Below are 20,977 nucleotides of genomic sequence, written 5' to 3' on the forward strand. Positions count from 1 at the left end.
ATGATCTGCTGCCTCTTAGTGATTGAAAACAAATTCTGCGGAATTGATCAGAGCCCAGGTAAGGTCTTCAGTAGCTGTTTGTCGTGAGGTGCCTGGGCTGTTGTAGAACTTCAAAGCGGTCTGCAATTCATCGGCTTTAGGTAGGCGATTGTAGGCCGCGAGGTAAATTTCCTGGACGAGCTGGGGCTCGGTTAGATTGCTTTTTACCAGCGCGCTGATCTTGCCTTCTTTGGCATTCAGTTTGGCCTGGAGGTCATTGGAATTCATCAGATGCAGAGCCTGGATGACGCTGGATTTGCGTTCACGTTCACAGGGACATTCCATGCTGGCATTGGGACGACCAAAGGCATCGAGGAAGGTGCTGTCCAGTTTGTGATTCCAAGTCTGCACAGCACGGGAACCTGGGGGCAGACCACTGAAAGTTTCCCGTACGCCTGTGAGGTCACCTAGAGCATCCAGCAAAACCTCGGCACTGAGCCGGCGTTTGATAGAGCGGGAAAAGTTTTTCGTATCAGTGAGATTGTGTTCGTTCGGTTGCGCGCTGAGTTGGTAGGTGCGGGAGGAAAGGATGGTGCGAATGAGGTGCTTCAGATCATAACCATGGGCGATGAAATCCTGTGCTAACCAGTCTAAAAGAGCCGGATTGGTGGGAGGGTTTGAAACGCGGAAATCGTCCACGGGATCCACAATCCCACGACCGAGAAATTCTGACCAGAGGCGGTTGACGATAGCTTTGGCAAAGAAGGGGTTGTCACTGCTCGCCATCCAGTCCGTCAACCGAGCGCGCGGGTCCTGACCTGCGACATAGGGCATTTCTGGGCCATCCGGCGGTTTGGGAACCATCACAGCTTCGGTGATGGGGTGCTGGACTTGCCCTTTGCCACTGTACCACCAGTATTCAGGCTCGCCCGAGATAGGGGCTGAGATCGCCTGGCCTTTGCGGCCCATCTGCCCAAAAAAAGCAGCGAGTTGATAGTAGTCTTCCTGGGTCCATTTTTCGCTGGGATGATGGTGACATTTGGCGCAGTCCAGACGCACTCCGAGAAAGATCTGAGAAACAAAGGCTGACGCATCTATTGCCTCGCGTTTGTCGCGAAAGATAGCCACAGGCCCATGCTCGTGCGTGCTGCCTTCGGCCGTGAGCAGTTGCTTCACCATCTCATCATAAGGCATGTTCTGGCGAAAGGCTTCACGCAGCCATTGGTCCAGAAGATAGACCGGTTTCACGCCCACTCGGGAAGGATTGGGGCGAATGAGATCTCCCCATTTGACGGCCCAGTGGTCTGCGTAGTTGGGATGTTCGAGAAGCTCACGGATGTAGAGATCGCGTTTATCGGGACGAGCGTCGGTGAGAAAAGCCTTGGCGCGCTCGGGCGTAGGTAGCAGGCCGATGGCATCCAACGATGCACGACGGATAAATTCCTCGTCAGTGCAAGTCTCTGAAGGAAGAAGGCCGAGTTTTTGATGACGAGCATGGACAAGACGATCCACTTCGTTATTGGCAGGAAGCTGGACGTACTTGTCGTTAGGTAGAAGTTTATCCGCCGGCACGGTGATGCGTGCCACATCCACATGACCCATGAACCGGACAAGCACGACGCCTTCGCCACTGGTGCTACCCACCTCGACCAGACCATGTTCATCCACTTGAGCGATTTCCTTGTCCTGCGAAAGGAATTCAGTCAGGGCGGTGACATCTTGAGTTTTTCCACCGCTGTAAGTGGCGACTACTTTAAGCGGCTGTTTCTGGCCCTTTTTATAAATGCTTTCACGGGGTGTGACGGCGACCCTCAATAGCGTAGCTTCATCTGCCAATTTAGCGGGCGCTCCCTGCTGTAGCCAAGTGATGATAAGCTGATAAGGCAGGCTGCCTTTGGCAATGCGTGCGCCACCTTCATGAGGCACGCTGCCAGTGGCTTTTTTGAGCAGCAAACTTTCTTCAGGAGCGGCAAGGAAGACGCGACGGCCCCGGTCATCACGCATGATTTCGTGGTAATCGTTTGCTGGATCGTAGCCAAAAACGGAGAGCTTAAAGTTATTTTGCCCTTCGGGTTTGGCGTGACAGTTGCCCGCCGCACAACCTGCCTTTTGCAGGTGAGGCATAACATCATGGATGAAGCTCACTGGGCGCTCACTGCCACTGGCAAAAAGTGCCAGGGTAAAGGGAGTGAGAATCAGTAAGCAAAGACGGAACATGGCCAAAATACGCACGTGGGCCAGAGTTCTTGCGGCTGGGCGGTAGAGGGCTCATGTCGTACCAAAGCTGCTGCACAGGGCATGGCCTATTCGAGAAGTGGCTAAAAGATAGGTTTTGGTGATGAGCGTATTAGGTGAGGTAGGAGTGCGTGCACGCAAAAAGCCGCGCTCCTCTTTGAGGTGCGCGGCTCTGTGGTAAGGGATCAAAAAACTTTGAATGACTATTGAGTAAAGGCCGGGAGCTTCACAATCTTGCCACCCGCAAGGGCAGATTCGTGTGCGCAAAGTCCCACGCAGGTCCAGTTCGCGGATTGTTTGGCATTGGGAAAAGGTGGGCGCCCTTCTGTGAGAGCTGTGGCGAATTCGTGTGCCAGATGAGGGTGGCTGCCGCCGTGGCCGCTGCCCTGGACAAAGCTAAGATGAGTCTTTTTCCCCAGGTCGTAAACACCTTTGGTGGTGAAGTCGCGGATGCTCTTCGGCAGGCGTTTGGCGTAGTCGGGGGCTTTGACCAGCTTGGGGATTTTGTGCTCTGGTAGCTTAGCGGTGTGCATTACCAAAGGCTCGTGTTCGACGAGTGGCCACTCAATGGAAGCTTTGTCTCCATAAACATCAATGCTTTCGCGATACTGGCGGGCGGTATCAAACAAGCTGCGGATGACACGGGCGCTGAGATCGCTGTCCTTAAACTTCACGTGAGCAGTTTCCACCGCAAAGGGGGAGCCATATTCTTTGATAAGTTCTGGGCGGATGGTGCCTGAGCCGAAGCAGCTCACGTATTCTGCTGGAGTGCCTGCGAGGGCCGCGACGGGACCCACGCAGTGAGTGGCATACCACATGGGGGGGAGGCCTGGCCAATAATTGGGCCAGCCGTCCATGTCCTGCTGATGGCTGGACTGGAGGAATTGGAGCTTGCCTAGTTTACCTTTTTCGTACTGCTCCTTCATGAAAAGAAATTCGCGGGCATAGACGACAGTCTCCATCATCATGTAACTGAGACCGGTTTTTTTGACGAGGTCACAGATCGTTTTGCAGTCCTCAATGCTCGTCGCCATGGGGACAGTGCAGGCGACGTGCTTGCCGGCTTTAAGAGCTTCAATGGACATCCAGCCATGGTCCGGGATGGGGGAATTGATGTGCACGGCATCAATGGCCGGGTCTTTCAGCATCTCCCGATAATCTGTGTAACGGACATCTACACCGAAAGCATCGCCAATGGACTGAAGCTTTTTGGGGTCACGCTGGCAGATGGCATAACAAACAGTGTTAGGATGGCGCTGCCAGATGGGGATGAACTCGGCCCCGAATCCGAGACCGACGACGGCAATGTTGAGCTTCTTTGGGCTTGGCATAGTGAGGTGGTTATAACGGGAAGTTAGGCCCAGTTTAAAGGACAATTTTTGGGGTTAATCGGACGTGCCGATCGCGTAAAGAGGACTCTTTTGGCACCCGAAATAGTGATACCCATGCAACCGACCAAAGGGGGGAGAGAGCTTTAGCATAAATTCAAAATCGCCCCATCTCTGCGGATGTGGTGATTTTACCTTTGACGCACTTAGGCGTTAGGGTCACGAGTCCCCATGAGGCGATGAAGGAGGTCTTCTTCACTTGCCAGGCCGATGGGTTCATTTTGTTCATTTAGGACTAGAACCAAAGTGCGGGCCCGCTTGCGCATGCGCTGGAGGGTTAGAAGGGCGCTGTCTTGTGCATGGACACTATCGAGTGTGCGCATGTGATGGCGGACGAGCCTATCTGGCGGGCAGTGAGGGGGCAGAGAGGCAAGATCTAGCACACCGACAAACTGACCCTTTTCCCCAATGACGGGAAGGGTCGTCGCTGCGTGTTCGCGCGCCATGATAAGGGCGGTCTCCAGCGGCAGATCTCCTGAAAGTGCAATGCTGCGCGTGAGAGGGCGCATGATGGCTGAGGTGCGTAACTGGCGGTAGCGCAGGGCGCTGTGAATCAAGCGTGCAGCGGCTGGACTGAGCTGATTTTGGCGGCTGAGCAGATCCGCCTGATGATGAAGGTCGTCGCGGCCTGCGGATTGGTCTGGGATCGTGACGGTGGCGGTGCGTGCTCCCGCCAACGACCGGAAGAGCGGACGGAAAAGCCCTACGCCAAGCACCAGAGGTGTGAGGCTGCGAATACTGCGAAAAGGATAACGCCGAAAAAGTTTTTTCGGCAGCACTTCTAAGCCAATAAGAAAGATGGGCAGCGCGATCACAAACGCGAGGAAATGTCCCCAAGGACCAGAGAGACGAATGAGCTTCCAGGCTAGGATAAGAAAGGCGCTGAGATTGGTGATATGATTCGTGACGGTGATGGCACCCAGGAGAGCATCGCGATCTTCGATGAGTGGAAGCAAGCGAATGGCTCGGCGATCTCCGGCACTTGCCGCATGCCGCACGCGTACGCGGCTGACGGAGAGGATGGCACTCTCTAGCCCTGAGAGAGCAAAGGAGAGAGCGAGCGAGAGGATAAGCAGGAAAACCCAGGTCATTTACTTGGGGCAGAGTCCTCCGCGAGTGGTTTTTTGAGTCGCAACTCCACCTGTTGGACGCGAGCGCGAACGACACGGCGAACTTTCAGGTCTGCATCCTCTAGCTGAACACGTTCACCAGGTTTTGGTAAGTGGCCCAAGAGGTTAAACACGAGGCCGCCGATGGTATCAAGACCATCGGCATCGGGCAGAGTGATAGGGAGAGCGGCGGTGACATCATCCAACCGTGTGCCGCCTTCGAGGAGGTAGCGGCCATTGCCCAGATCTCGGATTTCTGCACCCTCGCCCTGCCATGGGGCAGCTTCGTACAGCAGCCAATCCGCAATTTCATCCTGGCTGACCATGCCCTCTAAGCCGCCGTATTCATCCACGATCAGGAGGGGTTGAATGGTGGACTGGAGGTGCTGGTGAAGGGCATCCAGGACGGGCATCGTCTCTGGCACGAACTGCACAGGGCGCAGCATGTTTGCCCAAGCAGGACGGCCCGCAAGACGCCACGCAAGGGTATCAATGACGCCTTCGACCACATCGGGAGTTTCTCCATAAACCACAACATGACGACCTGCGGATTGCTCTAAGGTTGCAGTGGTCTTTTCCGGTTTATCAAAAGCACTCATGAGCGTGAGATCCACGCGGGGGACCATGCAATCGCGAACGGTCAAACCTTCGATCTCAAGAGCTTCACGGATCATCGCTGCCTCGGCCGGGTCGATCTGGCCTTGCTCTTCACGCATTTCCACTAGGGTCTCAAATTCATCGCGGGTGATGGGCAGCCGTGGTTTGACCTTTTGTGGAATAAAGCGACGGATGAGGGCATCGGTGCTGCGATCTGCAAAACTGGAGATGGGGTCTAATATGCTGCGCAGTGGATTCAGAAGACGCAAGCTACCCAGGAGAACGGCGGATGGTGAACGCGCAGCGAGGAATTTGGGAACCACATCTCCCACTAGGACGGTGCCGACAAAAAGAAATGACGCGGCTAACCAAGGGTTCCAGCCCAGGGTCATCATCGGCCCTGATACTAGATGCAAACCGAGCGCTGCGAGAGCGAGGTTAAGCGTGGCTGAGAGTAACAAGGTGCGGTGCAATTGAGCGAATGGATTCGCAGTGATCCTTCGCAATTTCCGTGCCACGCCCTCACGTGCCATGCCTGCCTGTGTGTCCAGATCCCTCGCCATATGAATGGCCGTCTCCGTAGCGGAGATGACTGCCAGAAGAAGCAGTAGGGCCAAATAAGAGATGACGGGAAGAACGGGCACGGCTGGTCAACGTGGGTTCTCAGTAATTGAATAGGTCTTTGCGCGTAAGTTCTCGCTCGGGCGGAGTGCCCTTGATGGTGAGTGCTTTGTTAAGCGCTGTGGCGATGCGCATTTGCATACGCGTGGTGAGGCGGCGGCCTTTGCGGGCGCGTTGCACAGCCTTGTGGGTGATGGGGGCGGTGCTGGCCAGAACAATGGCGTGATTGTCGAGCTCATGCTCCGTGAGGAGGGCATCGAGAGGCTGGGGACCGAAATTGCGCTCGATCGGGTTTTCGGCATCATTTTCTTCAGTCAGGGTGGTGGCGTTTTCAGTCATGTTAAAGATTTGGTTAGGCGGTATTTGGTAAGGTTAGGTGTGGTGCTGACTCATCAAACCAAACGCAGGCGGGTGAGATCCTGTGTATCCACGAGGCCCACTGGGCGACCGAGATCGTCAATGACGACGATGTCATCTACCCGAGCCGTTTGAAGTGTGGAGAGAACTTCTGCGGCGAGTTTATCTGCCTGGATACTGATGGGACGCACAGTCATGTAACGGGACACAGGGTGCGCTGCGATGGCGTGATCTGCCTGAAAGGCACGAACGAAATCACCATGAGTAAAGACACCTGCGAGGCTGCCGTTTGCCTGCTGAACGATGGCGGCCCCTGCGCGAGCACGTGTCATGGCATGCAGTGCTTCCTGGACAGTGGTCTCAGGTTGGATCAAGGCTAGTTGCTCGCCTTGGCGCATCACATCCGACACGCGTGTAAGGAGGGCACGTCCTAGTGAGCCTCCTGGGTGCAGGCGGGCAAAGTCTTCTTGGCGAAACCCGCGCGCTTCTAGCAATACCATGGCGAGGGCATCGCAAAGGACTAACATCGTAGTGGTGCTTGCCGTGGGGGCCAAATTCAAAGGGCAGGCTTCCTGGGTGACTGCCACGTCTAGAACGCAGTCCGCCTGGCGTGCCAAGGTAGAAGTGGCGACGCCGGTGATGCCGATCAATGGCAATCCCTGGCGTTTGAGATGGGGCAGGAGGTCGAGCAATTCAGTCGTTTCACCGCTATAACTGAGGAGGATGGCGAGATCGCCGGGATCAATCACGCCCAGGTCTCCATGCAGGGCATCACCTACATCTAGGCAGACGGTAGTGGCCCCTGTACTGTTAAGCGTGGCCGCTAGTTTCCTCCCGATGTTCCCGCTTTTACCAACACCACAAACGATGATCTTGCCTCGCGAGGTAAGGCAGGTGTGCAAGAGGCGGATGGCCTGGGTAAAGGCCTCGCCGATGCGCTGGTGCAGCCGCTCCAGCTCCTCAATTTCGAGGCGGATGACGCGGCGTGCTTGTTCGGGGAAGTTCATGTGAGGGGCCACGGTCCAGAGAGTGGACGGGTGGCAGTGGAGCCCACCGTCTTTTTACCAAACACGCTCAATGAACCGCTCAAAGAAGCCTTTAGCCGCAGCGGGTTTGGAATATTTGCGTGAGTCACCGGTATCTTGCTGGGTGGCGTAAAGGGGGCCTTTGTGGTCAACGACCTTGAGGGATTTGATCTCAATACGGGCGATGGGGCAGTCGTTGCCATCCACGGGCATTTTGGAGATTTTTTCGAGAGTCTCGATGCCTGAGACGACTTGGCCAAAGACGGTGTATTTGCCGTCCATGGAAGAGTAGTTGCCCAGGGAGAAATAAAATTGATAACCGTTGGATTTGCGACCTGGATTGACTTTGTCACTGCGGCGACCCATGGCGACGGCCCCTTTTCGGTGGCTGCGTTTGATTTCAGCAGGGATGGTCTTGGACTCACCTCCTGTTCCCCAGCGGTCACGTGCACCTTCATCGGAAGTGAGTGGATCACCCGTCTGGACAATAAAGTTTTCGATGGCGCGGTGGAAGGCCAGGCCGTTATAAGAACCCGTCTCGCAGTTGTCGAGAAAGTTGGAGACGGTCATGGGGGCGTCGTTGGCATAAAGCTCAAACATAACCGTTTCAATGGCTCCACCGAAGCTGACCTCCATAACGGCCAGCTTTCGCTGTGAGTCTTTCGGCCAGCCTGCGGGATCTTCCACCTTTGGGGCGGCAAAGGTGGTCTTGCGGCCGGTAGTCGTCACAATAGGGCCGCCAGGGATGACCGTTGCAGTATTTGCACCCGTGCTGTTGCCGCGTTCCGCAGCCTCGAAAAGCTCCCTCTGGGCCTGCTCCGCCATTTTATCAATGGGCGTGATGGGGGTCACGGGAAAGCTAGGCGGAGAGACGGTGGCAGGTATGGTGGTGGTTGGCAGCGGGGGCGCAGCTTCCTGTGCAATGATGGGCTGACTGAGGCCAACGGCGAGCAGGAAAAGAGCAGGGAGGAGCTTCACGGGAGATTGGGCGATTTTGAAAAAGTGGCGCAGAGAAACTGGCCGGGAGGTTTAGCGCAGGGCGGGATCCAGAGGCACGGGTTTGATGTCTGGTGGCGGTGTATTCAGCACTTCGCGCGGTGGGGCACTGGGCGCGGAAGAGGCGGCTGGGGCACCGTAAGTGGGAGTGGGCGCGCTATACTGATAGGTGCGCTTAGGGGCACCACGTGAGGTGCGTGCAGGCAGTCCCCACTGGGTGTCCAAGCGATCTAACTCGGCTACCGTGGGGTAACTGGCATCCACGCGGCCACCGGTTCCACAGGAAGCGAGGGTGAGGGCAGCACTGGCGGCGAGGAGTAGGCACGAGAGTCTCATGAGGAAAGGCAGAGCAATTTTTGAATTGAAGAGTGATTCTAGCCACGTCACGGCGCACAAGCAACCCGGAATCAGCCTGTCTCAGGCAGCCCTCCCGAGGGCGTTGGGGCGGACTAAAGGGTGGAAGATTTTTTACCGAGGTCGTTTCATTTCAAACATTGCCGTGGTGCGACAATACCAGTTGGGAGACTGCATGCGGCCAACGGGAAGGTAGGTGCCAGGCTGAATGAGCCATGTTTCGGGGTCGAAAATGCCGTCTCGGACATGAATGCGAAGGACCTCGCCAATGATGAGCCGATTATCTCCAATCTCGAGGATACTGTGGCTGCGGCACTCCAGGCTGGCTGGCGCTTCGGCGATGCGGGGTGGTTTGACGATGGTCGAGGGGAGGGGGGTAAGACCAGCGTGGATGAGTTCATTTTCACCTGGCTCTAGGCTAGCAGCGCAAAGATTCATTTTCTCGGCGATGGATTCATCGACCAAATTAATGACGAATTCATGCGTCAGGCGGATGTTGCGTGCCGTGTCTTTGGGAATGCCAGGGCTGCGGTCGCCCGGGCAAAAACCGACGATGGGTGGGCTATCACCCAAAACATTGAAGAAACTGAACGGAGCCGCATTGATGCGCCCCTCGGGGTCCACCGTGGTCGTGAGAGCGATGGGGCGCGGGGTGACAAGGCCCGAGAGCATGCGATAGGCATCTTCCCGGAGAGGGCCAGTGAGATCTATTTCCATAATAGCAAGTGAACGCCCCCACCCTGGCACAGGGCACGAGAAAATACAAAGGAGAGCAGAGGAGTGGGATTTGCTACACGGGTAAGTTGCAAATGAGCCGGGCATCCCTATCGCTAAGGTTCTTCATGCTATGTTAGATCCTGTCCAACTCCTCAGCGCCTATTGTGAAGGTGCCTTTCCTATGGGAGATGAGAGTGGGCGTATTTCTTGGTTTCGGCCCCCCTATCGAGGCATCTTACCGATCGGAGATTTTCATGTGCCCCGGCGATTCGCGCGGTATCTTAAAGACCACCCCTTTGAAGTGCGGTGGAACACGGCTTTTGGTGACGTGATGCGCGGTTGTGCGGATCGCCCAGAGACATGGATCACGGACACGATTTTAGATAGCTATGAGGCGCTGCATCGGCTGGGGTTTGCCCACTGCGTCGAGGTTTGGCGAGGAGGAAGGCTGGTGGGTGGGGTGTATGGCGTCGCCATCGGGGGCGCTTTTTTTGGTGAAAGCATGTTCAGTCGGGAGACTCAGGCCTCCAAGGTGGCGCTCACTCACCTGCAATGGCGATTGAAGGAGCGCGGCTACATCGTCCACGATACGCAGTGGACTACCCCCCACCTCGCAAGCCTAGGAGGCTATGAGATCCCTTGCTCTCAATACCTGGACCTTCTCGATCGCGCCATTCGGCTTCCCGTCACCTTCGATGAGCGGCCTTTAGGCGCCCAGATGGTATTTCGTTGAAATTTGTCTCCCATGGATTTTCCCCAGCCAATATCCAGCAACCCGAGCATACGTTGGGTGAGTAGCTTTGAGGAGTTGCAAACCACCCCCTTTCAGGGGAGCGTGAATGCGCTGTGCTGGCAACGGGAACTCAAGGGGGACTTTGAAGAAGTCGTGCGCTGTCTGGGGGCTAGGGAGGGAATACTGGCCCTGGATGAGGCGTTGCTAAGGGGCTTGCCTTTGTCTGAATCAGGTCGGTTAGCGGTTGAAATGATGGTGGAGGATCTGCAGCGATTGCGGGATCTGGGACGCGGGCCGGAGCTTAATTGCATCCATGCCTATCCCCGGGATGACGAACCCATCGGCGTACGGACGGATGTGTATTCATTCCACGCCGACAGTGCGACGGTGGAGGCAGATACCTTTCTGTGTACTTATCACGGTGCTCCGAGTGAAGGCATCCGCAATGAAGAGGTGATCCGGCATGTGGATGAGCCAAAGATAAGGGCGGAATTGCTGGAACTTTACGGTGGTGAGGATGGCGAGGGATTTTTGGAGTTCCTGAGCGAAAATTGCTTTGATTTGCATTACGCACCGCTGCCGGGGGCAAAACCTTACTCTTTTGGGCTGGCGAATTTGTGGCGGATTGCGGTGCAGTATCCAGGTTGTGAGGTGCCTCCTTGTGTGCATCGGGCTCCTGAAACGGCTCCAGGTGATACAGCTCGCCTTTTGTTGATCAGTTGAGCCGATAAATTTTTTAATGGGAGTTGTGTGGGTCTGTGCTTTGAGTGGTGGCGTATATCATCCCGCTTTGAACTCTCCCTATTCCCAAGCTGCTCTCATTATTGTTGGTCATGGTTCCACCCTGAATCCTGATTCCAGTGCGCCCACACATCGGCATGCAGATGAGATCCGCCGTCGGGGGATTTTTCGAGAGGTGGCGTGCTGCTTTTGGAAAGAGGAGCCTTCCATGCGTGAAGTCTTTGAGTCTGTGGACAGTGGGGTGATCTACATTGTGCCCAATTTCATCAGCGAAGGTTATTTCTGCCAGCAGGTACTGCCGCGAGAGTTGCGTTTGACTGGGCCGACGACCCAGCGGGACGGGCGGACTATCTTTTATTGTGACCCTGTGGGCATTCATCCGAACATGACCCGCCTTCTCCTCCAGCGGGCCGATGAGGTAGCTCCGGGTGTGCCGAGAGGCGAGACCAGCCTCATCATCGTCGGACATGGGACAAACCTAAATGACAATTCAACCAAGGCGATCCAGGAACAAGTGCGGTTGATCCGGGACGGCGGCTATGGTTTTGCTGAAGTGGTGGATGCCTACATGGAAGAGGCCCCGCTGGTGTCTGACTGGGTAAATATGACAACGGCAGCTCATGTGGTGGTGGTGCCGTTTTTCATTGCCGATGGGTTGCACAGTTTTCAAGACATCCCCGTATTGCTCGGGATGGAAAAGGAACCCGGGAAAGCTCTGAGTGAGATGGAGGTCTTCCGGCAAAACCCAATCGCGATGCATGGTCGGCAACTGTATTACAGCAGTGCCATCGGGACGGAGCCTCTCATGGCAGAAGTTATTCTCGATCAGGTGCATGATTTTGATACCAAGCATGGCATTCAGGATTCGGTGAGAACGGCAGCGTCATCGGAAGTTCTTAAAACGGGACTCGAACGCTGGATTCAAGAAGGGCGAGATGTCATTGGGGAAGTTCACTTCGCCGCTGACGCGTCAGGTTTTACCCTCCGTCACCTGGCGGATGTGGGCGTGTCTCTGGCTGATTTGACTGCGTATGAAGGAGCGGTGGCTGCACGGGAGATCGCCCGATGTGATGAAGCGGGTGCATTTCGCGCGATCAAAACCGCCGCGACTTTGCGCCGGGGATGGATTGTTCGGGTTATGGACGTTAGCGAGTTGCTCCTAGCTCTGGAATTCTTTTATCCCGCTGCCGTGGGCATGGCGTTAGCCGAGGAGCGCGGGGCGCTGGAGCCGGTGCCTTTACGCAGTCTTTTGGGCAGACAGACGGGTATGTATCGTTTTGCCAATGGAATTACCGATGCGCAGGCAGGAGAGATCATCGGTGGTTTTTGTGCGGGTGAATCAAAATGCCTGAGGCGGATCGTTTTCAAGCTGGATGCGGTGCAACCTCTCGGTGGTAGTGCCGAGCTGAAGCTGGGGCCTCAGGCAGGGCAGGTGCCCGGGATGGACGCCGCACGCTGTGTACCGCTACTATGCATGGAGGCCTGCAATCACATCGTTTCCGTGGCGCGTAAAGTGTCTCGGGAAAACAATGATGCGAAGGCCAAGGGGTGAGGCAGAGCAGATTACGTCTTTGACGGACCTGTTGACGTAAAGCTTCCTGACGGGTTTATTTCTCCATGAAAGCTTTTCTTTGGCTAGGTTGTTTCGCCGCATTTCTGCCCAATTTGGCAGTGGCAGAGTTGGCGCTTGAGATCCCCTTGATTGAGCTGAAGCCGAAGCCCGAAGATGAATCCATCACGACGACTTTTGTTTTTCACAACAAAGGCAGCAAGCCAGTGAAGGTGCTGAATATCGAAAGTGCGTGCAGTTGCTTGAGTGCCTCGCTGGACAAAGCCGTGTATGCGCCGGGCGAAATGGGCACCGGAAAAGCAGAGTTTAAAGTCTCCAGCTTTGTGGGAAGACAGGAGAAGAGTGTGCATGTCCAGACAGATGATCCTGAGCAAGCGGAGTGGGTGATTCCCTTTGTGCTGGAGGTGCCAGAGGTCATTAAGATTGAGCCCAAGACTTTGCAATGGTGGTTAGGTGATGAGGCAGCGAAGAAAACCACGCGTGTTACCATGACGGGCAGCGGGCCGATGAAGATCAAGAACATCACCTCCACCCGGGAGAATGTGGAGTTTGAGTGGAAGGAGATCGAGCCGGGGCGTGTCTATGAAGTTTCAGTCAAACCCAAAACCACGGCAGAGGTGATGCTAGGTGCACTGCGGATAGAGACGGACAGCACCATCCCCAAATACCAGCGGCAGATGGCGTTTTTCTCGGTTTATCGCAAACCTAGCTCTCAGCAGCCATGAAGTCCGTGATCCAGGCTGGTTTTCTGCTGTTGATGGCGGCTGTCGCTGCGGGAGTGACGCGTGAGATCCATCCCCGCGCGCCCGCTTTGCACCTTAGTGAAGCACCTCGAATGAAAGATGAGGTCAATCTTAAAGACATTCAGGAAAGATGGCAGGGGAAGGTGCTGTGGATTGATGCGCGACCTGCTGAAGCCTATGAAAAAGGTCACATTCCAAAAGCGATGCTGCTAAATGAGCAAGGTTTTATGGATCAGGTGTTGGAACTGATGGAGGTGCTACAAAGGACGACTCTGCCTGTGATCATTTACTGTGGCGGTGAAAAGTGTGAGGCCAGTCGAAAGGTGAAGGAACGTCTTTTAGAGCTGGTGCCATTGGATGATTGTTATGTGCTCAAGGGCGGCTGGCCTGCGTGGCAAGCCGCTCAAAAGTGAGGTGTTTTTCTAAAACCAATGTCTTTGCTTCCTCTGCATGCGGCTCACAGTTACCGCGTCTTGATCCAGCGATGGCGAGCCTTGGCGCGCCGATTAGGCGTGAAGCTGAAGACTTTGGCCGTGGTGGATGGGGTTTCAGTATTCTGGCTAGAAACGAAAAACTCTTTCGCCGTGGAGGCCATTTACCTTTCTTCAGGGGTGCATGGGGACGAACCTGCTGCGGCCTGGGGATTGCTCGTCTGGGCTGAAGAAAATGAGGATCGTCTGCGTGCGGGAAATTTCGTCTTCTTTCCCTGCCTTAATCCCCATGGGCTGATGCTCAATACACGGGCGGATTATCAAGGCCAGGATCTGAATCGCCGCTTCCATTTGCAGGAGGATGTTGTGTGTGGCCCTTGGCAGAAAATCGTGACGTGCCGGCGCCTAAAGGTGGCCATTTGCCTTCACGAAGACTACGACGGGCAGGGCTGCTATGTTTATGAATTGGGACGACGTGGTGCCCCCAAGTTAGCGCCTGACATGCTGGCGGGGGTAAGTGCTATCCCCCCAGATGGGCGTAAACGCATTGATGAAAGTCGCGCCCAGGGAGGAGTCATCCGCCGGAGCCGAGTGCCGAAGCACCTCCCCGGCTTGCCAGAAGCTGTGGTGCTGCATGAACTCGGTTGTGGGCTGACTTTGACGTTTGAAACACCGTCGGAGTTCGGCCTCGATCTTCGGGTCAGGGCTCAGGTGGAGTTTGTGAATGCGGTCTTGTCAGCGACAGAGATCGCGGGAAATACTGCGGCATGACCAACCTTGTCTGCCGGTGGCTGGCGCTGTGTGCGCTTGGGCTGGTGATTTTTTTAGCCTCTTGCTCATCTCTTCCAAGAGGGGGCGCTTCTCCAGAGCTCAGGCCTGGCTCCTGGGTGAGCTATGACGGAAAGATCATGCCATGGCAAGAATGGCCTGTCGCGGTGGGGACAAAACCCAAGGGCATCGTCATCGCCGTGCACGGGCTGAGTGGGGCAGCTTCTGACTTTTGGTTCATTGGGGATAAATTGCCTCCGCAAGGGTATGCGGTTTATGCCTATGATCTGCGGGGGCAGGGCAAAGATCCGGTGAAGGAGGCGCGGGGGGACATTGGCTCTGCTAAACAGTGGATACGTGATTTAGAAACGTTTCATCTGCTGGTGCGCAAACGGAATCCCGGCGTCCCGATTTTCTGGTATGGAGAAAGTCTGGGTAGCCTGATTTGTCTGCACACCGCGGCCAGCCGTTTGAATATAAGACAAGACCCCGTGGGCATTGTTTTAGCCTCCCCTGTGGCGGGGCTGCGGGTGACGGTATCAGGCTTCCGTCGGTTTTTACTGGAGGCGGCGGCTACTCTTTCGCCCCGGTCACGCTATTCGTTAGGGGATTTAGCTGGGGTGGATGAAAAGAAGATCCAGGTGACGAGCCAAACCACACATGGGGCGCAAATGGCGGTGACGGAACATCATATCAATAGCTTCACCTTGAGACTGCTAACGGAAATCGGCCGATTGCTGGATCAAAACCCAGACTCAGCCAAACGCCTGCGTATGCCGGTGTTATTCTTAGCCTCTCCCAATGACATTCTGTCCTCCCCAGATCAGGTGCAGGGACTCTTCGGTCAGGTGCGTTCTCCGAAAAAGCGCCTGCTGTGGTACACGCGAAGTTATCACCTGCTGCTTCATGATGTGCAGCGTGCCGAAGTGACTGAGGACCTTGCCCAGTGGCTGGACAAGAATGGTCGGACGGTGAAGCGCTAGAGTTTCGTCATGGGTACCAGACGCACAAGCTCCTGGGGAAGGGGAGAGTGAAAAGTGAGCTCACGCTCGTCTTCCGGGTGCAGCAGTTTGAGGTCACTGGCGTGTAGGGCGATGCGTTTAACTGGATCGCTCTTAGCACCGTATTTTTCATCTCCCACGATGGGGTGGCCGATGGATGCAAGTTGGACACGGATCTGGTGCCGGCGACCGGTTTCGAGCGTGACCTCCAGCAGGCTGCGCCCATACCCGGTGCTGAGGACTCGATAATGCGTGGTGGCCTCACGGGCGGTGGGGCTAGCGTGACTGGTGGAGAAAACGCGGTGGGGCTGAGTTTCGTCAATGTAAGTAACGATCTTGCCTGAAGGATTGGGGACGATGCCCTCGACGATGGCTTGATAACGCTTGTCCATGCGGGCCCAGTTTTCTTGGAGCCAGGTCTTGGAATCTTCGCTCTTGGCCAGAACGAGCAGCCCTGAGGTTTCGCGGTCTAGGCGATGGACGATCCAGAGACGATCCTGGCGACCATGGCTGCTTTCGCGCAAGTAGTCGGTCATGATACGGAAGGCGGTTTTGTCCCGTTCCGTATCTGTGGCGATGGTGAGAAGGTTGACCGGTTTACGGATCACCAACAATTCATCATCCTCGTGGACGATGCTCAGGCCTGCTGGCAGGGGTGTGGTCTTGGGGGGGGCTTTTTGGGGTTGGATGCTGACGACATCTCCAGGTTGCAGAGAGTGATCATGCTGGGTCACCGTGCGCCCATTGATCTTGACTGCGTCAAAGCGGAGCCATTGTTTAATCTTGGTTCGTTTGACCTCGGGCCATCGGGCAATGAGGAAGGGCAAAAGGAGGGCTTTTTCGGTAGCGGTTTTGGATGTCATTCTCCGGTTTTTCTGACGAGGCGAAACTGGCGCTGATACTTCAGCGGAGTGATGCCGATGTGGCGGTGGAAATGCTGGGTGAAGCTGCTTTGATCGCAAAAGCCCAGGGCTGTGGCGACTTCGATGATCTGCGCATCCTCTTGCTGGAGGGCATCGCAGGCTGCCTGGATGCGCAATTTCATGATGAACGTCTGGGGGCTAAAGCCAAAGGTTTCAACAAATTTCCGATGTAGCTGGCGGGTGGAGAGGTGGACCATAGAGGCAAGTTCCTCCACGGTGATGCGTTCACGGAAATGCTCGCGAATGTATGCCAGCGCCCGCTCGATGTGGCGATAGGGGTGAACCGTCTGCGAGGCATGGCTATAACTCTGCGTCGTGCCCATGATGCCAATGAGGCGTCCCTGGCGATCTCGCACAGGCAACTTGTTGGTGATGAACCAGTCTGGGATCCCTTGTGAGTTAAAGAAAAGTTCGACGAGGTTAAGACGTGCTTCTCCACTGGTGAGTACCTCTTCATCGTCTCGACGAAAGTTTTCCGCTAAGCGGAGGGGAAACAGATCAAAGTCTTCTTTGCCGATGAGATCCGCCTCATTCTGATGACCCACACTTTCGACAAAGTGCTGATTGGCACAGACGATCTGGAACCGGCTATTTTTCGCAAAAAATGAGATGCCCGGAAGATGATCAAGCAAGCGGTAAAACTGGCTCTCGGGTGCGAGGGCGCGGAGGAATCGATCTCGAAGTTGTTCAGGGCTGGGCATGAGGCAGCGTCGTGGTGAGGGATGGCCCTTTGGCGACGTGGAGATCAATCTTCCATGAGCTTGATGGCTAAGGAGCGCATGGTTTGCCGGTAGATGGTGTGGTCGAGGCGATCAAAAGCCTCGTCCAGGTTCCGCAAGATCCGCAGAAGAATGGCGTCCGTGCTGGCAGGGGTGCGGACGACTTCTTCGATGGAAGGATTGGCCGCAGGATGGTGCCGGGCGACATCGCTCGAAAGCATGAATCGGCCGCGGTTAAAGCAATCGACGAGCCAGGTGCGTTCCCCGTGTTCTACCTGAGCCAGGAAATGCCCAGGAAAATTGCATCCATGGATTTCAATGCCAAATCTCTGGCCTAACAAACGATAGAGGCAGCAAAGGCTGATAGGATTGCCAAATCCAGTTTCCAATACCCAAAGCAGGTTGCTATTACTCGGGGTGTAGTAGTCCTTACTATTACCGCGAAAACGAATGCTGCCATTGCGCATGGTGAAGAGCCACTCTGCCAATTCTCGAGCATCCATACGGCCCTGTTCTTGGAAGGCCTCTTCGGCCAGTTGATCCAGCCGCTTGGCCAGCTCTCCAGGTTGGGTTCGCCAGCTATGCAGGTAGGCTGAAATTTGCGCAATGCCCTCCTCCAACTGGGTTGTGGGATTATCCAGCCAGCGCCAGCGCATCCAGGTTTCTTCGAGCTCGACCCTGCGCGCGGGTTCCAGCAGGCGGCTCATGTGGCTTTCTTCGGACTCTGTTAAGGGCCGATCCATCAAGGCGAGTCTTTCTGGCAGATCCTGACGGATGCTCCACAGCTCTTTTTGCACAGCTTCCTGAACGACCTGAGAGTCATCGTCCAGGAGGGAGATGAGATGATCGAGTTTGGTGAGTCCAGGCATGAGGATGTTTTAGCAGAGAGGGGGCGGGATCAAAGGCGAAAGTGAAGAATGAGGCCGCCTCAAAGTTTTTTTTGGTGGGTAGCGGTCCTGACGCCACAGGGGGTGCGTGTAAGAAGAGCGCTTTTCTCAAAGGAGAATGCCGATCTATTTTTGGGTTTCATTGTGCCTGAATTTTAAGTAAGATTAATTAAATGGCTTTTTCGCCCCCATTCTGCCGTTGGTTCGTCTGTTTTTTTTGGCTGGGTCTTGTCGCTCAGTTGCAGGCGCTTTCCTTCAACACGGTGGTTTTGGATGCCGGGCATGGTGGACACGATGGTGGGGCTGTGTGGTACGGGTTGGTTGAAAAAAAGCTCTGTTTAGATGTGACCCAGCGGGTAGAACGAATCTTAAAAGCCAAAGGAATGAAGGTGATCATGACGAGGCGGAGCGACTCGTTTGTCGCCTTGGATTCGAGGGCGAGCATTGCTAACCGTCACTCCAAGTCTGTGTTCGTGAGCATTCACTTCAATGCGAACCGGAAAACGAGCATTCATGGAATGGAGGGATACTATCGAAGTGCTTCGGGAAAAACATTGGCCCGCAGCATCCTCCGCAGCATGGATCGGCGGGTCACAGGCACTAATCGTGGGGTTTTTAACCGGAATTTCAAAGTCCTCCGAAGTACAAATATGCCTGCTACGGTCATCGAATGCGGCTACCTGAGCAACCGAACGGAATCCAAGCGATGTGCCAGCCCGGCACACCGTCAGGCGATCGCGGAGGGAATCGCTGCTGGCATCCTGGCGACTCGAGGATGATGAGGTCGATCGTGGAGGACGAAGTGACGTTTGAGGATTTCAAAAATGGTGGGATGAATGCAGGATGGAGGAGATGACTCAACTGATCGTGCGTGTCACACCCAATGCACGTAAGTCCGAGCTAGCTGGCTGGGGCATGGATGAAAAAGGGCGCTCGGTCTTGCTCATGAAGCTGGGCGCTCCTCCTGTGGAGGGGAAGGCGAATGTGGAATTGATCGCCTTTCTGGCCAAGACCTTAGGCTGCGCCAAGAGTGAAGTGACTTTGTTGCGCGGGGAAGGGAGCCGACAAAAGACTCTGGAACTGCCTCTGAGCGCCTATACCCGGCTGCCTCTGAAGTGAGCTCTGAGAGGGCGGCTGGATGGACCTAACATGAAGTATGTTTCTCGCCACCTCGTCATGGCAGAGATAGCTTGACGCCGATATCGGCAGCTTTGATCACAGGGATGGGGCGGTAGAGGAAATCCACGTCGTCGAAATGCCACCATTCACCTGGGAGAGCCTTGAAACCAGCGGTAGTCATTGCCTCATGCAGCACACTCAGATGGCGGCGAATGGTCGGATCTTTTGACACTTGGTGGCTAGAGGCGCGATGGAGGTCTTCATCAAAGTGGGTCGGCATGGGCAATTCTTGGCCGTATTTGTCCACCAAGGTGGCATCAACGGAGATACCACCACAGTGACGTGACCACCCTCGATTGGGATCTAGGAACATGCCCGTGCCTGCACCTTGCCTGTATAAACGCTGGTGCACCTCCGTGGGCCGCCACGCATCCCAGATTTTCAGGCCATAGCCTTGGGAGCGTAGTCGTCGTTGGGCTTTCTTCAGCTTTTGAGCTGTGGAGGCGCGCAGTAGGCAGGGCATGTCGGGCGGGTAGAGGGCGTGCCCGGTGAGATTGTCAGTAGTGCCATAACGTAGATCTACGACGACATTGGGAACCACACGGCGGACATCTACCAAGCCTTTTTTCGAAGGTTGCGGAGAAGCACAATTTGTCATCAGTAGCCCGACAACGAGCCCAAGAAGGCAGGGAAGGAACAGCCGACAGATGCGTGACATTGTGCTTTTTTTGCTTCCTCTAGTGCCTTTGGCAAGGCAAGTTTCCGCCACTTCGTCTTTTCCCTCTTTTTGTCCGATGATGCGCTACCAGATTCTCAATGCCTTGCTGCATGTTTTGTTTTTCTTCATTGGGGCGGGCATTGGCTCGTTTCTGAATGTGGTCATCTATCGCCTGCCTCGGGGCATCTCCGTCAATAAGCCTCGACGTTCCTTTTGCCCGGGTTGTGAATATCAAATCCCTTGGTATCACAACATCCCTCTGGTGAGTTGGCTGCTGTTAGGAGGAAAGTGTGCTAATTGTAAAACGAGTATTTCCCCACGCTATTTAGGGGTGGAGCTATTCACGGCGCTGATGTTTTACGCCGTCTTTTGGACGTTTAAGGGAGACTGGGCGACGATTGCGCTATGGGGGCCTCAGGTGCTGTGTTTGTGGGTTTTAATGAGCCTGCTCATTGCAGGCACTTTCATTGACATCGAACATTATCTTTTGCCTGCGGAGATCACCTTTTACGGGACGATTGCCGGGGTGCTGGCCTCGCTCTGGGTGCCTAGTCTTCAAGGGGAGGCTGTGTGGTGGGTCAGTGGGTTGATGTCGCTGGCCAGTGCTGCGGTAGGGTTTGGTGGGCTAAGGCTGGTGGTGGAGTTAGGCAAACTCGCCTTTGGTCGCAAGAAAATCGTCTTTGAGAAGCCTGAGGCGTGGAACGTGAGTCAACCCGTGGAGACGGAGCCTCCCATCGTCACCATGGGGGAAGATAAGATCGAATGGGTGGACCTCTTTGGCATGCAGCGGCCGACGGATCGCCTTTTGGTGACCAGCCCGACTTTAAGGGTGAATGAGCGCACCTTTAAAGATGTGAACGTGGAGCTGTATGTGGAAAGCATGAAGGTCACCGATGCTTCTGGCAAAGTGGAAACCTTCGATCTAGAAGGCGTCACACGCCTGGAAGGAACGGCCACCGGGGTACAGATTCCGCGGGAAGCCATGGGGCTAGGCGATGTTCACTTTTTGATGATGATCGGTGCTTTCCTGGGGTGGAAAGCGGTCCTGTTCACCATCTTTGCGGCCAGTGTGCTGGGCACCTTAGTCTCAGGATTTACCCGACTGACGGGACGTGCCCAGTGGGGAACGAAATTACCCTTTGGTCCCTATCTTGCTGCTGGGGCTGCTTTGTGGGTCTTTTACGGGCCTCAGGTCATGTCTTGGTATCTCAGTAAGGTAACCCGTGGAGGTGATTTTTAACCGCAG

General features: G+C 55.3%; 23 protein-coding genes. 10 read left to right on the forward strand and 13 right to left on the reverse strand.

The features are described from left to right. Positions 1–15 precede the first annotated feature (15 nt). From HNQ64_RS10580 to HNQ64_RS10620, 9 genes are all read right to left on the reverse strand, one after another. Entirely contained in the window at positions 16–2,196 is a 2,181-nt protein-coding gene (locus tag HNQ64_RS10580) for a DUF1549 and DUF1553 domain-containing protein (RefSeq protein WP_184208303.1), read from the reverse strand. Positions 2,197–2,417: 221 nt separating this feature from the next. Further along, the gene (locus HNQ64_RS10585) at positions 2,418–3,545 is read right to left on the reverse strand and encodes a Gfo/Idh/MocA family protein (RefSeq protein WP_184208305.1); all 1,128 of its coding nucleotides are present in this window, start codon (positions 3,543–3,545) and stop codon (positions 2,418–2,420) included. A 203-nt stretch (positions 3,546–3,748) separates the two neighbouring features. Further along, positions 3,749–4,693: a CNNM domain-containing protein gene (locus HNQ64_RS10590; protein ID WP_184208307.1), complete on the reverse strand. Its 945-nt coding sequence runs from the start codon at positions 4,691–4,693 to the stop codon at positions 3,749–3,751. Next, entirely contained in the window at positions 4,690–5,952 is a 1,263-nt protein-coding gene (locus HNQ64_RS10595) for a CNNM domain-containing protein (RefSeq protein WP_184208309.1), read from the reverse strand. The genes HNQ64_RS10590 and HNQ64_RS10595 overlap by 4 nt, the downstream gene beginning before the upstream one ends. A gap of 19 nt (positions 5,953–5,971) precedes the next feature. Further along, entirely contained in the window at positions 5,972–6,268 is a 297-nt protein-coding gene (locus HNQ64_RS10600; RefSeq protein ID WP_184208311.1) for a hypothetical protein, read from the reverse strand. A gap of 53 nt (positions 6,269–6,321) precedes the next feature. Beyond that, positions 6,322–7,293: a KpsF/GutQ family sugar-phosphate isomerase gene (locus tag HNQ64_RS10605; protein WP_184208313.1), complete on the reverse strand. Its 972-nt coding sequence runs from the start codon at positions 7,291–7,293 to the stop codon at positions 6,322–6,324. Positions 7,294–7,347: 54 nt separating this feature from the next. Then, positions 7,348–8,289: a peptidylprolyl isomerase gene (locus HNQ64_RS24315; protein ID WP_184208315.1), complete on the reverse strand. Its 942-nt coding sequence runs from the start codon at positions 8,287–8,289 to the stop codon at positions 7,348–7,350. A gap of 51 nt (positions 8,290–8,340) precedes the next feature. After that, entirely contained in the window at positions 8,341–8,643 is a 303-nt protein-coding gene (locus HNQ64_RS10615; protein WP_184208317.1) for a hypothetical protein, read from the reverse strand. A gap of 132 nt (positions 8,644–8,775) precedes the next feature. Then, positions 8,776–9,378 (reverse strand): flavin reductase family protein, encoded by a 603-nt coding sequence (locus HNQ64_RS10620; protein WP_184208319.1) that lies wholly within the window; start codon positions 9,376–9,378, stop codon positions 8,776–8,778. A 130-nt stretch (positions 9,379–9,508) separates the two neighbouring features. On the opposite strand from HNQ64_RS10620, the gene aat reads away from it, so the two are divergent. The 7 genes from aat to HNQ64_RS10655 all read left to right on the forward strand — a co-directional run bounded on the left by aat (position 9,509) and on the right by HNQ64_RS10655 (position 15,347). Beyond that, positions 9,509–10,111, forward strand: coding sequence for a leucyl/phenylalanyl-tRNA--protein transferase (gene aat / locus HNQ64_RS10625; RefSeq protein WP_184208321.1), 603 nt, complete (start codon positions 9,509–9,511; stop codon positions 10,109–10,111). Positions 10,112–10,123: 12 nt separating this feature from the next. Beyond that, complete coding sequence (locus tag HNQ64_RS10630; RefSeq protein ID WP_184208323.1) at positions 10,124–10,834, forward strand: hypothetical protein; 711 nt, start codon at positions 10,124–10,126, stop codon at positions 10,832–10,834. 16 nt (positions 10,835–10,850) lie between these two features. Beyond that, complete coding sequence (locus HNQ64_RS10635) at positions 10,851–12,404, forward strand: CbiX/SirB N-terminal domain-containing protein (RefSeq protein ID WP_184208325.1); 1,554 nt, start codon at positions 10,851–10,853, stop codon at positions 12,402–12,404. A 65-nt stretch (positions 12,405–12,469) separates the two neighbouring features. Continuing rightward, a complete protein-coding gene (locus tag HNQ64_RS10640; protein WP_184208327.1) occupies positions 12,470–13,147 on the forward strand; it encodes a DUF1573 domain-containing protein in 678 nt (225 codons plus the stop codon). Next, positions 13,144–13,578, forward strand: coding sequence for a rhodanese-like domain-containing protein (locus HNQ64_RS10645; RefSeq protein ID WP_184208329.1), 435 nt, complete (start codon positions 13,144–13,146; stop codon positions 13,576–13,578). The genes HNQ64_RS10640 and HNQ64_RS10645 overlap by 4 nt, the downstream gene beginning before the upstream one ends. A gap of 18 nt (positions 13,579–13,596) precedes the next feature. Further along, the gene (locus HNQ64_RS10650; RefSeq protein WP_184208331.1) at positions 13,597–14,367 is read left to right on the forward strand and encodes a M14 family metallopeptidase; all 771 of its coding nucleotides are present in this window, start codon (positions 13,597–13,599) and stop codon (positions 14,365–14,367) included. Positions 14,368–14,504: 137 nt separating this feature from the next. Then, entirely contained in the window at positions 14,505–15,347 is an 843-nt protein-coding gene (locus tag HNQ64_RS10655; protein WP_184208333.1) for an alpha/beta fold hydrolase, read from the forward strand. On the opposite strand, the gene HNQ64_RS10660 is transcribed toward HNQ64_RS10655, so the two are convergent. Genes HNQ64_RS10660 through HNQ64_RS10670 form a run of 3 tightly spaced genes read right to left on the reverse strand, consistent with a single transcriptional unit; the run spans position 15,344 to position 17,876 of the window. Continuing rightward, positions 15,344–16,228, reverse strand: coding sequence for an RluA family pseudouridine synthase (locus tag HNQ64_RS10660; protein WP_184208335.1), 885 nt, complete (start codon positions 16,226–16,228; stop codon positions 15,344–15,346). The two genes, HNQ64_RS10655 and HNQ64_RS10660, sit on opposite strands and share 4 nt — an antisense overlap. Further along, positions 16,225–16,989: an AraC family transcriptional regulator gene (locus HNQ64_RS10665; protein WP_184208337.1), complete on the reverse strand. Its 765-nt coding sequence runs from the start codon at positions 16,987–16,989 to the stop codon at positions 16,225–16,227. The genes HNQ64_RS10660 and HNQ64_RS10665 overlap by 4 nt, the downstream gene beginning before the upstream one ends. Before the next feature lie 44 nt (positions 16,990–17,033). Then, complete coding sequence (locus HNQ64_RS10670; protein WP_184208339.1) at positions 17,034–17,876, reverse strand: transglutaminase-like domain-containing protein; 843 nt, start codon at positions 17,874–17,876, stop codon at positions 17,034–17,036. A gap of 191 nt (positions 17,877–18,067) precedes the next feature. Here HNQ64_RS10670 and HNQ64_RS10675 point away from each other — a divergent pair, with 191 nt between their 5' ends. Beyond that, the gene (locus tag HNQ64_RS10675; protein ID WP_184208341.1) at positions 18,068–18,673 is read left to right on the forward strand and encodes an N-acetylmuramoyl-L-alanine amidase family protein; all 606 of its coding nucleotides are present in this window, start codon (positions 18,068–18,070) and stop codon (positions 18,671–18,673) included. 73 nt (positions 18,674–18,746) lie between these two features. Next, entirely contained in the window at positions 18,747–19,013 is a 267-nt protein-coding gene (locus tag HNQ64_RS10680) for a DUF167 domain-containing protein (RefSeq protein WP_184208343.1), read from the forward strand. Positions 19,014–19,068: 55 nt separating this feature from the next. Here HNQ64_RS10680 and HNQ64_RS10685 read toward each other — a convergent pair whose 3' ends face one another. Continuing rightward, complete coding sequence (locus HNQ64_RS10685; protein ID WP_184208345.1) at positions 19,069–19,731, reverse strand: M15 family metallopeptidase; 663 nt, start codon at positions 19,729–19,731, stop codon at positions 19,069–19,071. Between the two features lie 76 nt (positions 19,732–19,807). On the opposite strand from HNQ64_RS10685, the gene HNQ64_RS10690 reads away from it, so the two are divergent. Further along, entirely contained in the window at positions 19,808–20,971 is a 1,164-nt protein-coding gene (locus HNQ64_RS10690; RefSeq protein ID WP_184208347.1) for a prepilin peptidase, read from the forward strand. Positions 20,972–20,977: the final 6 nt, after the last annotated feature.

Source organism: Prosthecobacter dejongeii, assembly GCF_014203045.1.
Lineage (GTDB): Bacteria > Verrucomicrobiota > Verrucomicrobiia > Verrucomicrobiales > Verrucomicrobiaceae > Prosthecobacter > Prosthecobacter dejongeii.